General features: G+C 56.7%; 13 protein-coding genes. 1 reads left to right on the forward strand and 12 read right to left on the reverse strand.

Annotated elements, in window-relative coordinates:
* Window positions 1-71: 71 nt before the first annotated feature.
* The 4 genes from BN1190_RS13760 to BN1190_RS13775 form a co-directional block, all read right to left on the reverse strand.
* A complete protein-coding gene (locus BN1190_RS13760; protein ID WP_040287566.1) occupies window positions 72-1355 on the reverse strand; it encodes a UDP-N-acetylglucosamine 1-carboxyvinyltransferase in 1284 nt (427 codons plus the stop codon).
* 19 nt (window positions 1356-1374) lie between these two features.
* Window positions 1375-2022 carry a fructose-6-phosphate aldolase gene (gene fsa / locus BN1190_RS13765; RefSeq protein ID WP_040287567.1) on the reverse strand — a complete coding sequence of 216 codons (648 nt, stop codon included), beginning with the start codon at window positions 2020-2022 and terminating at the stop codon, window positions 1375-1377.
* A 103-nt stretch (window positions 2023-2125) separates the two neighbouring features.
* Entirely contained in the window at window positions 2126-2983 is an 858-nt protein-coding gene (locus BN1190_RS13770) for a class II fructose-bisphosphate aldolase (RefSeq protein ID WP_040287568.1), read from the reverse strand.
* A 107-nt stretch (window positions 2984-3090) separates the two neighbouring features.
* A complete protein-coding gene (locus BN1190_RS13775) occupies window positions 3091-3462 on the reverse strand; it encodes a response regulator (protein WP_338066440.1) in 372 nt (123 codons plus the stop codon).
* 148 nt (window positions 3463-3610) lie between these two features.
* On the opposite strand from BN1190_RS13775, the gene BN1190_RS13780 reads away from it, so the two are divergent.
* On the forward strand, window positions 3611-4126 hold the full coding sequence (locus BN1190_RS13780; RefSeq protein ID WP_040287570.1) for a DUF2529 family protein: 516 nt from the start codon (window positions 3611-3613) through the stop codon (window positions 4124-4126).
* Between the two features lie 253 nt (window positions 4127-4379).
* On the opposite strand, the gene BN1190_RS13785 is transcribed toward BN1190_RS13780, so the two are convergent.
* From BN1190_RS13785 to BN1190_RS13815, 8 genes are all read right to left on the reverse strand, one after another.
* Window positions 4380-5981: a CTP synthase gene (locus BN1190_RS13785; protein WP_040287571.1), complete on the reverse strand. Its 1602-nt coding sequence runs from the start codon at window positions 5979-5981 to the stop codon at window positions 4380-4382.
* A gap of 437 nt (window positions 5982-6418) precedes the next feature.
* Complete coding sequence (gene rpoE / locus BN1190_RS13790) at window positions 6419-6976, reverse strand: DNA-directed RNA polymerase subunit delta (RefSeq protein ID WP_040287572.1); 558 nt, start codon at window positions 6974-6976, stop codon at window positions 6419-6421.
* 52 nt (window positions 6977-7028) lie between these two features.
* On the reverse strand, window positions 7029-7196 hold the full coding sequence (locus BN1190_RS15110) for a hypothetical protein (RefSeq protein WP_179860798.1): 168 nt from the start codon (window positions 7194-7196) through the stop codon (window positions 7029-7031).
* 191 nt (window positions 7197-7387) lie between these two features.
* On the reverse strand, window positions 7388-10657 hold the full coding sequence (gene icmF, locus BN1190_RS13795) for a fused isobutyryl-CoA mutase/GTPase IcmF (RefSeq protein WP_040287573.1): 3270 nt from the start codon (window positions 10655-10657) through the stop codon (window positions 7388-7390).
* 29 nt (window positions 10658-10686) lie between these two features.
* Window positions 10687-11322 carry a TetR/AcrR family transcriptional regulator gene (locus BN1190_RS13800; RefSeq protein ID WP_040287574.1) on the reverse strand — a complete coding sequence of 212 codons (636 nt, stop codon included), beginning with the start codon at window positions 11320-11322 and terminating at the stop codon, window positions 10687-10689.
* Between the two features lie 15 nt (window positions 11323-11337).
* Complete coding sequence (locus tag BN1190_RS13805) at window positions 11338-12477, reverse strand: acyl-CoA dehydrogenase (RefSeq protein ID WP_040287575.1); 1140 nt, start codon at window positions 12475-12477, stop codon at window positions 11338-11340.
* 126 nt (window positions 12478-12603) lie between these two features.
* Entirely contained in the window at window positions 12604-13740 is a 1137-nt protein-coding gene (locus tag BN1190_RS13810; RefSeq protein ID WP_040287576.1) for an acyl-CoA dehydrogenase, read from the reverse strand.
* A 14-nt stretch (window positions 13741-13754) separates the two neighbouring features.
* Complete coding sequence (locus tag BN1190_RS13815; RefSeq protein ID WP_040287577.1) at window positions 13755-14606, reverse strand: 3-hydroxybutyryl-CoA dehydrogenase; 852 nt, start codon at window positions 14604-14606, stop codon at window positions 13755-13757.
* Between the last annotated feature and the right edge of the window lie 387 nt (window positions 14607-14993).

Here is a 14993-nt window from a genome sequence, read left to right on the forward strand (position 1 = left end):
TTGCAGATTGTCTGACCGTGTTGCTCGTTCACTCCATTATAGCACAGCGCAAAACGAGCGCATGGCTGAGTTTACAGGCTCTCCGCCTCTTCCGCCGGATCGGGCACGTCCACTTTCCGGATCGATGCGCCGAGTCCCTGCAGTTTTCCGATCAGCCCGCCATACCCGCGTTCGATATGGGAGATCCCCTGGATTTCGGTCTCACCGTCTGCGATCAGACCTGCGATGACGAGGGAGGCACCTGCACGGAGGTCGCTCGCCTTCACTTTCGCCGAGTGGAGCGGCGTCGGTCCGCTGATGATGGCGGAACGGCCTTCCACTTTGCTTTCGGCGTTCATGCGGCGGAGCTCGTCGATCTGCTTGAATCGCGCGGAATAGATCGTATCCGTCAGCATCGAAGTCCCTTCCGCCTGGGTGGAAAGGACGCAGAACGGCTGCTGCAGGTCTGTCGGGAACCCCGGGTAGACAAGCGTTTTGACATCGACCGCCTGGAGGCCGTGATGTTTCGGGATGAAGATCCGTTCTTCTTCTTCTTCGACCGTGACGCCCATTTCCCGGAGTTTCGCCGTGACAGCTTCCACGTGGAGGGGGATGACGTTTTCGATGGAGACGCCTTCTCCTGCTGCAGCCGCCATGATCATGAAGGTGCCCGCTTCGATCCGGTCCGGGATGATCGTGTGGCGGGTGCCGCTCAGGCTCTCCACGCCGTCGATCCGGATGACGTTCGTACCGGCACCTTTGATATTCGCACCCATATTGGACAAAAGGGTCGCGACATCGATGATCTCTGGTTCCTTCGCTGCGTTCTCGATTGTCGTACGGCCTTTTGCAAGGACGGCCGCGAGCATGATGTTGATGGTCGCGCCGACACTGACGATATCGAGGTAGATCTTCGCGCCTTTCAGCTCATCCGCCCGCAGGTAGATGGCGCCGTGTTCGTTCGTCACCTTCGCACCGAGTGCTTCGAAACCTTTGATATGCTGATCGATCGGCCGCGGTCCCAGGTGGCAGCCCCCCGGCAGCCCGATGACGGCTTTCTTGAATTTGCCGAGCATCGCACCCATGAGGTAATACGACGCCCGGAGTTTCTTGACGTTGCCGTTCGGCAGCGGCATGGAGATCATATCAGCCGGATCGATCGTCATCGTACCGTCTTCGAATTCGACATGGCCGCCGATATCTTCAAGCAGCCGCTGCAGCGTATGGACATCGGAAATTTCAGGCAGGCCTTCAATTGTCACCGGGGTATCCGCGAGAATGGACGCCGGGATGAGAGCTACGGCACTGTTCTTCGCTCCGCTGACTTTGATGCTGCCTTTCAGAGGTTTGCCGCCTTGCACTTTATATACTTCCATTTCAATCTCCTTTACACGATCACTTGTTGTCACGGGATTCCCAGTCCTTCAGGAATTGGTCGATCCCCTGGTCTGTGAGCGGATGGCTGAACAGCTGATTGAGCACTTTGAATGGAACGGTCGAAATGTGCGCACCTGCAAGTGCTGCATTCGTGATCTGCTGCGGACTGCGGATGGACGCCGCGATGATTTCCGTGTCCATGTTGTGGATTGTGAAGATGTCCGCAATCGTTTCGATCAATGCAAGACCATCCTGGCCGATGTCATCGAGCCGTCCGATGAACGGAGACACGTATGTAGCGCCTGCACGTGCAGCCATGAGCGCCTGGTTCGCACTGAAGATCAGTGTCACATTGGTCTTGATGCCTTCCTTCGCGAAGACGGAGCAGGCTTTCAGACCTTCCGGCGTCATCGGCAGTTTGACGGTGATGTTCGGCGCGAGTGCTGCGAGTTCGCGGCCTTCCTTGACCATGCCCTCCGCATCGAGTGCGATGACTTCCGCACTGACCGATCCCGGAACGAGCGCTGTGATCTCCTTCAGGCGGTCATGGAACGAAATGTTCTCTTTCGCGACGAGCGACGGGTTGGTTGTCACGCCGGACAGGATGCCCCAGCTGTGTGCTTCTTTGATTTCATCAAAGTTTGCGGTATCAATGAAAAATTTCATAATGGATCTTCCTCCTCAGATTGAATGGAAAGAAGGCGGATCATCCGGCTGACGGGATGCCGCCCCCTTCTTCACCGGCTGCAATGCATGCGGCCGGTCTGTTTCACGCTTTCTGTGAACTGCCGAATTCGCGCATCTTGCCGACGACGGTTGCCTGGATCGCTTCACGCATCGGTCCGAGATACTTGCGCGGATCGTAGACGTCCTGATCTGCTGTCAGCACGTCGCGGACAGCTTTCGTTCCCTGGATCTGATTCTCTGTATTGACGTTGATCTTCGAGGTGCCGAGTGAAATGGCACGCTGGATATCTTTCGTCGGAATTCCGGTCCCCCCATGAAGGACGAGCGGCAAGTCGGACTCGGTTGAAATCTGTTCCATTTCCTTGAATCCGAGGTTCGGTTCGCCTTTGTACGGACCATGGACGGAGCCGAGGGCAGGTGCGAGACAGTCGATACCCGTCTCTTCCACAAGCCGCTTGCACTCTGCCGGATCCGCATACATGACACCTTCCGCCACGGTATCGTCTTCCTGGCCGCCGACGAGTCCGAGTTCCGCTTCCACGGAGACGTTTTTCGGATGTGCATACTCGACGACCTGTTTCGTAATCGAGATATTCTCCTCGATCGGTTTCGCGGATGCATCGATCATGACAGAGGTGAAGCCGGCATCGATCGCTTCCCTGCACTTCTCGAAGCTCGATCCGTGGTCCAGGTGGATGGCGACAGGTACTGTCACGCCGTAGTCCTGAATGAGACCTTTGACCATGTGGACGACTGTCGAGAAGCCGCCCATGTAACGCGCAGCTCCTTCGGAAACACCGAGGATGACCGGTGAATTCTCGGCCTGGGCCGCTTTCAGGATCGCCTGTGTATATTCAAGGTTGTTCAAGTTGAATTGCCCGATGGCATATCCTTCTTTCTTTCCCTTGATCATCATTTGTTTCATAGACTCGAGTGCCATGCAGATTTCCTCCTTCGAATGGTGGACCGGTATGATTTTTTCACGGGTATTGCCGCTATTATCATACCAAATAACCCGGATCAGTTCCACTTGGGGGGAGAAGGCTATCAGGATTCCTCCAGCAAATGGTTGATGACACGGCGGACTTCATGGATATCGAACGGCTTCTTGAAATAATGATCTGCCCGCAGGCCAGGGACACTCCGGACCATCTCTTCCTCACTGAAGGCGGACATCAGGACGACCGGATAGTCAGGATAGCTGGTCTTGATTTTCTGCAGCACTTCCTTTCCATCCATTCCGGGCATACGCAGGTCCATGAGGAGGCAGTCGGGCTCCTCCTCTTTCAGCTTCCGGATCGCTTCTATTCCGTTCGCAGCGAGTATGGTGTCATAGCCCTCGTTCTTGAACACTTCACTCAACAGCATTCGGATACCCGCCTGGTCATCGACAATCAGCAGTTTCTTCAATCCATTCACTCCTTAGAAATGATCAGTTAGTTTTAGAATTACATGAAATCGTAAAGCCGTATGTATTGTCTATCTTTGACACCGCTAAGGGAAAACCCTTTCTTTTACTGCGGAATCCCGATTTTTTCTTTATACTGGAGTCCATGGAGGTGGGACAATGAAAATGCTGACAACCCAGCTGACGGGACTGCTGCAGCGGATCGCGGGCAGCCAGGAAGAGGCAGTGGAAGACACGGCGAGACTGCTGGCGCAGGCTGCTGCTGGCGAAGGGCGTGTACTGCTGAGTGGGACAGGGGAAATGCACGGTGTCGTGTTAAACGCGATTGCCGGTGCAGAGCCGTTCCTGAAGGCTGCAGTTCTTGAAAGCCCAGAGACGCCCGATCAGGCGGACCGCGTCTGGCTGTTTGCGCGGAGTGCGGCAGACGAGAAAATTTTGCAGATTGCCCGCTCACTTGCAGAACGCGGGATTGCATTTGCAGCGGTCGGTGATGTGAAAAAATCGGAAGACAATGAGCTCTCCTCTCTGGCAGATGCTTACATTGCAACCGGCGTGACAAGGGGGCTTCTGCCGGATGATGACGGCGGCCGTGTCGTTCAGCCGCATTTGTTTGCAGCCCTTTTCATCTTCAGCGCAGTGAAACTTTCTTACGATGAAATGTTGATGGATTTATAACGATTTGTTGGGTCCGGCTAACCTGAGGGATGCTGGGCGCAGCTGCAGGACATTCCGCTCGGCGGGGTGGACGTGTGAAGTTATGAGCGCTTTGGCGGCGTTTATGATCACTTTTTCGGGTTTATGAGCGGAATCCCGGTTTTATGATCACTTTCCTCGGTTGTATGAGCGCAGCCGCTGGCAAGGCACGGTGTATCACCCGCTTCACAAGCAAAAAAACCTCCCGGCTCGGGAGGTTTTTTCGTATATTCATTTAGTTCTGGTGGCTGAGTGCCGCTTCGACGAAGCCTTTGATGAGCGGCTGCGGGCGTGTCGGGCGGGAGACGAATTCCGGATGGAACTGGCAGCCGATGTAGAATGGATGGCTCGGCAGTTCGATGATTTCAACGAGGCGCTCATCCGGGCTGATGCCGGAGATCACGAGACCGGCTTCTTCAAAGCGGTCCAGGTATGCCGTGTTGAATTCATAGCGGTGGCGGTGGCGCTCCTCGATGAGGTCCTTGCCGTACGCTTCATACGTTTTCGTGCCTTCCTTCACTTCGCACGGATAGCTGCCGAGGCGCAGGGCGCTTTCGTCTTCGCGGCCGTTGCGGAAGTCCGGGTGCAGCAGGAAGATCGGATTCGGTGTATGCGCGTCGAATTCGACGGAGTGTGCATTGCCGAGCCCCATGACATCGCGTGCATATTCGACCATCGCGAGCTGCATGCCGAGACCAGTTCCGAGGAACGGCAGGCCTGATTTCCGGGCAAAGGCAATCGCGTGAATCATACCGTCGACTCCGCGTTCCCCGAAGCCGGCCGGCACGAGCAGGCCGTCGACGTCGGACAGCAGCTCCGCAGCATTCTCTGCAGTCACGTCTTCGGAGTTGATCCATTTGATGTCAATCGTCGTGTCGAATGCATAGCCCGCGTGGTTCAATGCTTCCACCAGGGAAATGTACGCATCCTGCAGTTCGACGTATTTTCCGACGAGCGCGACACGTACGGTCTTTGAAAGGTTCTTCACGCGGCTGACGAGCTCTTTGATTTCATCCATCTCCGGCTGTTTCGCTTCCAGACCGAGGTAGTCGACGACGATATCGTCCATCTTCTGTTCGTGCAGGCGGAGCGGCACTTCGTACAGCGTTTCCGCATCGGTCGCTTCGATGACTTCCTCCGGCTTGATGTTGCAGAAGAGCGCGATCTTGTCTTTCATTTCCTGCGGGATCGCATATTCGCTCCGCAGGACGATCATGTTCGGCTGGATGCCGAGACTGCGAAGTTCCTTGACACTGTGCTGGGTCGGCTTGGTCTTCATCTCCCCGGCGGCTTTCAAGTATGGCACGAGCGTGTTGTGGATGTACATGACGTCGTCTTTGCCGAGATCGGTTTTCATCTGGCGGATTGCTTCGAGATACGGCAGGGATTCGAAGTCGCCGACGCTTCCGCCGATCTCCGTAATGACGACATCCGCATGCATTTCCTGGCCTGCGCGCTTGATGAGGGTCTTGATTTCGTTGGTGATGTGCGGGATGACCTGCACGGTTGCGCCGTTGTATTCACCGTTCCGTTCTTTCTGCAGGACGAGTGAGTATACTTTGCCCATCGTGATATTGGAGTATTGGTTCAGATCGATGTCGATGAACCGCTCATAGTGGCCGACATCCAAGTCCGTTTCCGCGCCGTCCTGTGTGACGAATACTTCGCCGTGCTGCAGCGGGCTCATCATGGTCGGGTCGATGTTGATGTATGGGTCGAATTTCTGGATCGTGACCTGCAGGCCGCGGTTTTTCAGAAGCCGTCCGAGTGAAGCGGCATTGATGCCTTTTCCGAGTGATGAGACAACGCCGCCTGTGATGAATATATATTTCGTCATAGTGAATTCCTCCATTGTTTTGTAGTCAGGATGGCTTGGCCGGAACCGGAGTATATTGAATTAAAACTGTATACAGTGACGATACCGAGTGGATCTCCGTTCCGGGAGGACGCTTTCCGGGGGCTCGATTTCAGCCTCCTCGCCGCTGCGCGCCTGCGGGGTCTTCAATCTTCGCTACCCCGGGCCGACAGGACGTCGGTCATGCAGCCGTCGCCGCAGTACGCGGCGTTCTCAGGCTGCCAGGAGTCGCCTCCCTGCACTGCGGTCCACTCTGCTATGTCCATGCAACCTCTTCTTTTCCATTCAATATAATAACGAAAAAACGCCCCTGCTGCAGTGTTCACTGCAGAAGGAGCGCTTAAACATCCGTTCGTTTGTCCTTTAAAAAGGAGCCCAATTGAATTGTATAGCGGATGTCCGGCAAAGTCAAGGATGGATTATAATTCCTCTTCCTCTTCGTCTTCTTCCTCGTCTTCCTCTTCATCGAGGTCGATGTCTTCGTCAGGAATAATTTCAAGCCCTTCCGCCGGATCGTCGATTTCGTCTTCGTCCGAATCGACTTCGTCTTCCTCGTCGTCCGCCTCATCGGCTTCGTCTCCGAGTTCTTCGTAGTCTTCCTCGAAGAATTCAGCGTCCTCAAGGTCTTCCTCTTCCAGTTCCTCTTCCTCTTCGTCTTCATCGACCGCTTTTTTCTTCTTCTTGCGGACTTTGACGACAGGTGCCGTCTCTTCTTCGATCTGGTCGACCGGGTACCACTCGCGGAGTGACCAGCGGCCGTCATTCATGGCCATGAAGCGGCCGTCGATGTTGAGGTCCGTATAGAATTGCGGGAGTCTTGATTGCATCTCACTGTCGGACAGCCCGGTGAGCTGCTGGATTTCGTGCAACAGGTCATTGAAAGCGATCGGGTTTCTCGTCCGCTCGAAAATCGCGAACGTGATATTGATGAGGGATTCTTCGCGTAATTGCTCTTTTGTCATGTTTGTTACGTCCATGGGAGGCACGCCCTTTCTTCAGCTTCATTCATATTATGAGGTGGTGCAGCGGCTACTGTGTTCGTCGTCTGCTGCGGAACCGCCGGAATTCCTTCCAGGTAACGGTCAGCAGGTAGATGGCGGCGAGCAGGAAGGGAATCGCACCGAGCCCTTTGCCGTACAGGAGATAGGTCAGTGTGATGAGTGTGATTATAATAACAAGATGCACTGCCGTCTTCAACTTCCGCACCCCTTTTCGGCCATTCCTTATAGTATACGCGCGTTTTGGGTTTAAAATCCACTGAAACTTGTTTTCGTGCAGCGTGAAACTCTCCAGACCGCGAATACCTGGTGCAGACGGATGCTTTTTCCCTGCGGCCGAATGGCAGAACACGAAATAGAGCGGGGAAGTCCCCCCGCTCCGGTGCTGTGTTACATGTTGCGGCGGTATTGGCCGCCGACTTCGTACAGGGCGTTCGTGATCTGGCCGAGGCTTGCGACCTTGACCGTCTCCATGAGCGCCTCGAAGATGTTGCCGCCTGTGATCGCTGTCTGTTTCAGGCTTGCGAGCGCTTCGTCCGCCTCGCTGCCGTGAGCGGACTGGAAAGCGCGCAGGTTGCGGATCTGCGTTTCCTTCTCCTCCTGCGTCGCCCGCGCGAGTTCCATGCTGTCGATGCTGTCCTCCGACGGCGGATTCGGATTCAAGTACGTATTGACGCCGATGATCGGCAGTTCGCCGGAATGTTTCTTCATCTCATACAGCATGGATTCTTCCTGGATCTTGCCGCGCTGGTACTGGGTCTCCATGGAGCCGAGCACGCCGCCGCGGTCGTTGAGCCGGTCGAATTCCTGCAGCACCGCTTCTTCGACGAGGTCGGTCAATTCTTCGATGATGAACGATCCCTGGAGCGGGTTTTCGTTCTTCGACAGGCCGTGCTCCTTCGTGATGATCATCTGGATCGCCATCGCGCGGCGCACGGATTCCTCCGTCGGGGTCGTGATCGCTTCGTCGTACGCATTCGTGTGCAGCGAGTTGCAGTTGTCCTGCAAAGCCATGAGCGCCTGCAGCGTCGTGCGGATATCATTGAAGTCGATCTCCTGCGCATGCAGCGAGCGGCCGGATGTCTGGACGTGGTACTTCAGCTTCTGGCTGCGTTCGTTCGCGCCGTATTTCTCGCGCATCGCGACCGCCCAGATGCGGCGAGCCACCCGGCCGATGACGGTATACTCCGGATCGAGGCCGTTCGAGAAGAAGAACGACAGGTTCGGTGCGAATTCGTCGATGTCCATGCCGCGGCTCAAGTAATACTCGACGTACGTGAAGCCGTTCGCGAGTGTGAACGCAAGCTGGGAGATCGGGTTCGCGCCCGCTTCCGCGATATGGTAGCCGGAGATCGAGACGGAATAATAGTTGCGGACCTTTTTGTTGATGAAATACTGCTGGATGTCGCCCATCATCCGGAGTGCGAATTCCGTCGAGAAGATGCACGTATTCTGCCCCTGGTCCTCTTTCAGGATATCCGCCTGCACCGTACCGCGGACGACTTTCAGCGTCGCATCACGCACGTCGGTGAATTCCTCGACGGACAGCGTACGGCCGAGTTCCTCTTCCTTCGCCTTCACTTGCTGGTCGATCGCTGTGTTCATGAACATCGCGAGGATGATCGGCGCCGGCCCGTTGATGGTCATGGAGACGGACGTCGCCGGTGCGCACAGGTCGAACCCAGCGTACAGTTTTTTCATATCTTCCAACGTACAAATACTTACGCCAGACTCGCCGACTTTTCCGTAAATGTCCGGACGTTCATCCGGGTCTTCCCCGTACAATGTGACGGAGTCGAATGCGGTCGACAGGCGCTTCGCATCGTCATCCTTCGATAAGTAGTGGAAGCGGCGGTTCGTCCGTTCCGGTGTCCCTTCGCCTGCGAACTGGCGCTTCGGATCCTCCCCTTCGCGCTTGAACGGGAAGACGCCTGCTGTGTACGGATAGGAGCCCGGGACGTTCTCTTTGTAGACCCAGCGGACGATTTCGCCGTAGTCCTTGAACTTCGGCAGGGCGACTTTCGGTATCTTCAGACCGGACAGGCTCGTTGTCGTCAGTGCCGTGCGCAGTTCCTTATCGCGGATCTTCGTGACGAATTCATCCTGCGCATACGATTGCTTCAGGGTGTTCCAGTTGTCGAGGACGCGGCGGGTTTCCGCTGTCATCTCGTTGCGCACGTTGTCGTGCAGCGACTGCAGCGACTGGACGAGTGCATCGTCCGGTGCGTGTTCACGGACTTCGCTCATCGCCCCTTCGAGCTGGTACAGCCGGGTGGCAAGGTGCGCCTGCTGCTCCGCGTGCTTGTGGTAGTTCCGGACGGTCATCGAGATCTCGCGCAAGTACTGCAGGCGGTCGTTCGGGATGATGATGTTCTGCTTCTGCGTCTTGACGAACTCCGTATAGGAAGTCGTCCAGTCCGTGCCGCATTTTTTATTGAGCGTGTCGACGATCGCCGCGAACAGCGTGTTCGTCCCTTTGTCGTTGAACTGGCTCGCGATTGTGCCGTACACCGGCATCGATTCGATCGGCTCATCGAACAGCATGCGGCTGCGCTGGTACTGTTTCTGCACTTGTGCCAGGGCATCCTCCGAACCTTTCCGTTCGAACTTGTTGATGGCGACGAGGTCGGCGAAGTCGATCATATCGATTTTTTCAAGCTGTGTCGGCGCACCGAATTCACTCGTCATGACGTACATCGAGACGTCGGATACTTCGTCGATTTCAGCATCCCCCTGCCCGATACCGCTCGTTTCGACGATGATCAGGTCATAGCCTGCCGTCTTCACGATGTCGAGCACGTCTTTCAGCGCACCCGACAATTCCGTGCGGGAACCGCGGGTCGCGAGGCTTCGCATGAAGACACGCTTGTTAAAGATGGCGTTCATGCGAATCCGGTCGCCGAGCAGCGCGCCGCCCGTCTTCTGTTTCGTCGGGTCGATCGACAGGATGGCCACTTTCTTGTCCGGCAGTTCATGGAGGAAGCGGCGGATCAGTTCATCCGTCAGCGAGCTTTTTCCAGCGCCGCCCGTTCCGGTGATACCGAGGACCGGCGTGCCTTTCGACAGCTTGCGCGCGCGGTCCATCAGTGTTTTTGATTTTTTGTTTTGATTGTCAAAGTGCTCTTCCGCGAATGTGATGAGATTGGCGAGCTTTTCAGGGGATTCCGTCGTGACGTTCTCCAGATAGCCCATTTCATCCTTCACTTCGGTCGCGTAGTCACATTCTTCGACCATGCGGTTGATCATCCCCTGGAGGCCCATCTTACGGCCGTCCTCCGGCGAGAAGATCCAGGCGATGCCGTAGTCATGCAGTTCCTTGATTTCCCGCGGGATGATGACCCCGCCGCCGCCTCCGTAGATCTTGATATGGCCTGCGCCGCGTTCGTTCAGGAGGTCATACATGTATTTGAAATACTCGACGTGTCCGCCCTGGTAGGACGAGATCGCAATGCCCTGGACGTCTTCCTGGATCGCCGCGTTGACGACTTCCTCGACACTGCGGTTATGGCCGAGGTGGATCACTTCCGCGCCGGTCGACTGCAGGATGCGCCGCATGATGTTGATGCTCGCATCGTGTCCGTCGAACAGGCTGGAGGCCGTCACGAAACGTACGTGATGGACCGGCTTGTAGATTTCCTGCTGGGTTTCTGCTGTTGCCATATTCGTGCACCCCTTTGTGTCCGTTTTCTTCAATCCGCCGCTTCCGGTTTGACGAGCCCGTTCAGCAGCTGTTCCGTCTGGTATTCGATATATTCATCAAGTGAGTACATGCGCTGCACCGTCCATCTGCGGAACGCCCACATCTGCGCCTGGATGACGATGTGATGCGCCGCAAGCGGAATGGCGCGTTCCGGGATCCGGAGTTCGCCAGCGTCGGCGCAGTCACGGACGAGCGACTCGAACAGCGCCGTCATTGCACGCTCCTTCTCGAGCACGTAGTCGAGCGCTTTCGGCGGCAGCGACTTCGATTCCTGATACATGACGACGAATTCGTCATTCAAGTCGTCGACGAGCCGGCAGTACGCATCGATCGCCCGTCTCAGTCCGCCGACGGTCGGCTCTTCGTCGGCGATGCCGGACAGCCTGTGTTGCACTTGGTCGTAGATCATGTCGCAGACGAGGTACAGGACGTCTTCTTTCGTCCGGATGTACTCGTACAGTGTGCCGATACTGAACCCGGCCGCTTTGGCGATCTCGCGTGTCGTCGACCGGTGGAAGCCTTTTTCCTTGAACAGCCGGACGGCGCCCTCGACGATCTGCTCACGCCGCTTCGCGATCAGATCGCCATCCTTCACCGAGGACTTCACTTCGTGTTTCAGTTCCATAGGACGCTCCCCCCTTTACTTCGTCAGCATACGGGAGATGACGAGCCGCTGCACTTCCTGGGTTCCTTCGTAGATCTGGGTGATTTTCGCATCACGCATGAAGCGCTCGACCGGATAATCTTTCGTATAGCCGTAGCCGCCGTACACCTGGACCGCTTCCGTCGTCACTTTCATCGCCGTGTCGCCGGCCATCAGTTTCGCCATGGCAGACGCTTTGCCGTATGGCAGATTGTTCGATTCAAGCCAAGCCGCTTGGTACGTCAGCAGGCGTGATGCTTCCGTCGCTGTCGCCATGTCGGCGAGCTTGAAGCCGATGCCCTGGTTGGCTGCGATCGGCTTGCCGAACTGGACGCGCTCTTTCGCATAGTCCGTGGCCGCATCGAGCGCACCCTGCGCAATCCCGACTGCCTGTGCGGCGATGCCGTTCCGGCCGCCGTCGAGCGTTTTCATGGCGATGATGAAGCCCTGGCCCTCTTCGCCGAGCATGTTCTCTTTCGGCACGCGGCAGTTGTCGAAGATGATTTCCGTCGTCGGTGAGGATCGGATGCCGAGTTTCTTCTCTTTCTTGCCGACCGAGAAGCCCGGGAAGTCGCTTTCGACGATGAACGCCGTCGTCCCTTTGTGCTTCGATTCCGGATCGGTGACCGCGAAGACGATATAGATATCCGCGATGCCGCCGTTTGTGATGAAGATCTTCGAGCCGTTCAGGACATAGTCATCCCCGTCGAGCTTCGCCGTCGTCTTCATGCCGCCCGCGTCCGAGCCTGAGCCCGGTTCCGTGAGACCGTATGCCCCGATTTTCGTTCCTTCCGCCATCGGACGGAGGTATTTCTGCTTCTGCTCTTCCGTTCCATATTTGAACACCGGCCAGCCGGCGAGGGACGTGTGCGCGGACAGCGTCACGCCTGTGGACGCGCAGACACGGGACAGTTCCTCGACCGCGATGACGTATGCGAGGTAGTCGCTGCCGATGCCGCCGTACTCTTCCGGCCATGGGATTCCCGTCAGGCCGAGTTCCGCCATCTTGTCGAACAGCTCCCGGTCGAAGCGTTCTTCCTCATCGCGTTCGGCCGCAGTCGGCGCGACGTCCTTCTCTGCGAAATCGCGGACCATCTTGCGGATCATTTCATGCTCTTCGGACAGTTGGAAATTCATGGTGAGTTCCTCTTTTCTGTTGGATTTGGTGATGTGGGGCGGGGGGCTTGAGCGTTCCGTGGTTTGCTTGATCGCTTTGCCGCCTGCTTGAGCGCCCCGGCTCCCCTATGGTTTATCACAATGCAATCACTTGGTCAGGTGTTTGGAGATGACGATGCGCTGGATTTCGCTCGTGCCTTCGTAGATCTGCGTCACTTTGGCGTCGCGGAAGAAGCGCTCGGCAGGATAGTCTTTCGTGTAGCCGTAGCCGCCGAATACCTGGACGGCTTCGATGGCGTTGTCCATCGCTGCCTGCGAGGCGAACAGTTTCGCCATGGAGGCTTCTTTCGCGCACGATTTGCCTTCAGCACGCAGCGCGGCCGCCCGGTAGACGAGCAGGCGTGCGGCTTCGGCGGCGGTCGCCATGTCAGCGAGCTTGAAGCCGATGCCCTGGTTGGCGGCGATCGGCTTGCCGAACTGCACGCGTTCTTTTGCATAGTCGGAAGCGGCTTCGAGGGCCGCTTCCGCAATACCGAGCGCCTGCGCGGCGATGCCGATCCGGCCGACGTCGAGGTTCGCCATCGCAATCTTGAATCCTTCGCCTTCTGCGCCGAGCCGGTTCTCTTCCGGCACGAACATGTCTTCGAACGTCAGCTGGACGGTGCGCGAGCCGTGCATGCCCATCTTCTCTTCGTTCTTGCCGACGATCAGACCCGGTGTCTCACTGTCGACGATGAACGCCGAAATGCCGTACGTCCCTTTCGACGGATCGGTTGCGGCGAAGACGATGTAGACGTTCGCCTCCCCGCCATTCGTGATGAATACTTTGGAGCCGTTCAGCACGTAACCGCCGTCTTTTTTCACGGCACGCGTCTTCAGCGAGCCGGCATCCGACCCGGCGGACGGTTCCGTCAGGCAGAACGCACCGAGCCACTCGCCTGCTGCCATCTTCGGCAGGTAGTGCTGTTTCTGTGCTTCACTGCCGAAGTAGAGGATCGGGTTCTGGCCGACCGATGTGTGGACGGACAGGATGACGCCGACCGTCGCATGCATTTTCGATAATTCATGGATAGCGCTTATGTAGGACACGAAGTCCATGCCGGCGCCGCCGTATTGTTCCGGCATCGTGATGCCCATGAGGCCGAGCTCCCCCATCTTCCGAACGATCTCCGTCGGGAATTCATCCGACTCAAGGTTCGGGATGAACGGCTCGATTTCCGCCTTGGCAAAGTCCTTGACGAGTTTCCGCATCATCTGCTGTTCTTCGGTGAACTGGAAATCCATTGTTTCGTCTCCTTTTATGTGTACGAGTAGAAGCCCCGTCCGGATTTTTTGCCGAGCCAGCCGGCGTTAACGTACTTGCGGAGCAGGGCGCACGGACGGTATTTTGGATCGCCGTAGCCTTCCTGCAGCGTCTCCATGATGTAGAGGCATGTGTCGAGTCCGATGAAATCGGCGAGCTGGAGCGGTCCCATCGGATGGTTCATGCCGAGCTTCATGACTTCGTCGATCGCTTCTTTCGTTGCAACGCCTTCCTGCAGCGTGAAGATCGCTTCGTTGATCATCGGCATGAGGACGCGGTTTGCGACGAATCCCGGGAAGTCATTCACTTCGACCGGCACTTTGGAGAGTTTCTTCGTCATGTCCTCAACCGCCTGGTAGACGCCGTCCGATGTCGCCAGGCCGCGGATGATCTCGACGAGTTTCATGACCGGCACGGGGTTCATATAGTGCATGCCGATGACCTGTTCCGGGCGTTTCGTGACTGCGGCAATCTCCGTGATCGGCAGCGACGAGGTGTTCGTCGCGAGGATCGCGTGAGCCGGTGCGATGTCATCGAGCTGCTTGAAGATGGATTTTTTGACCTCCATGTTCTCGACAGCCGCCTCGATGACGATGTCGACGTGCTTTGCATCCTGGATGTCGAGCGACTTTGTGAGTCGTCCGAGGACTGCAGCCTTTTCGTCTTCGGTCATGCGCCCTTTTTCCACGCTGCGGGACAGGTTCTTCTCGATGACACCAATCCCTTTCGTGTACGATTCTTCCTTGACATCATTGAGATAGACGTTGAAGCCGGCCTGCGCGCACACTTGCGCGATGCCGCCGCCCATCTGTCCTGCGCCGATCACCATTACGTTTTGAATGTCCATTTGCTGTCATCCTTTCGAGTCGTTTCTGTATGTGATGAAGCCCGGCTGCCGCCGGGACTCCGTGCAGCTGCTCATAAACTCTGGTTTTTGCTCTTAAATCCGCTGAAGTGAACATAAAACACGGGAACCGCTCATAAACTTGCCGTTTCGCTCATAAAATTGGATTTGCGCTCTTAAACTCACAAAAGTGATCATAAACTTGCGTTTCCGCTCATAACGCCGACCACCTGCCCCGGTCCGCGGCCGATCTCTATCGCTGACCGCATTGCCGGCCGCGCCAAGTGGTCTTTTGTCCAATCAAAACCAAGATCAGCTTGCGGGCTCCGCCGGGCGGAGCCTTTTCTGTCGGGCGGGCTGGGCGGCAGGCTGGCGGTTTGCCCATAAACT

This window comes from Sporosarcina koreensis (genome assembly GCF_000826145.2).
Taxonomy (GTDB): Bacteria; Bacillota; Bacilli; order Bacillales_A; family Planococcaceae; genus Sporosarcina; species Sporosarcina trichiuri.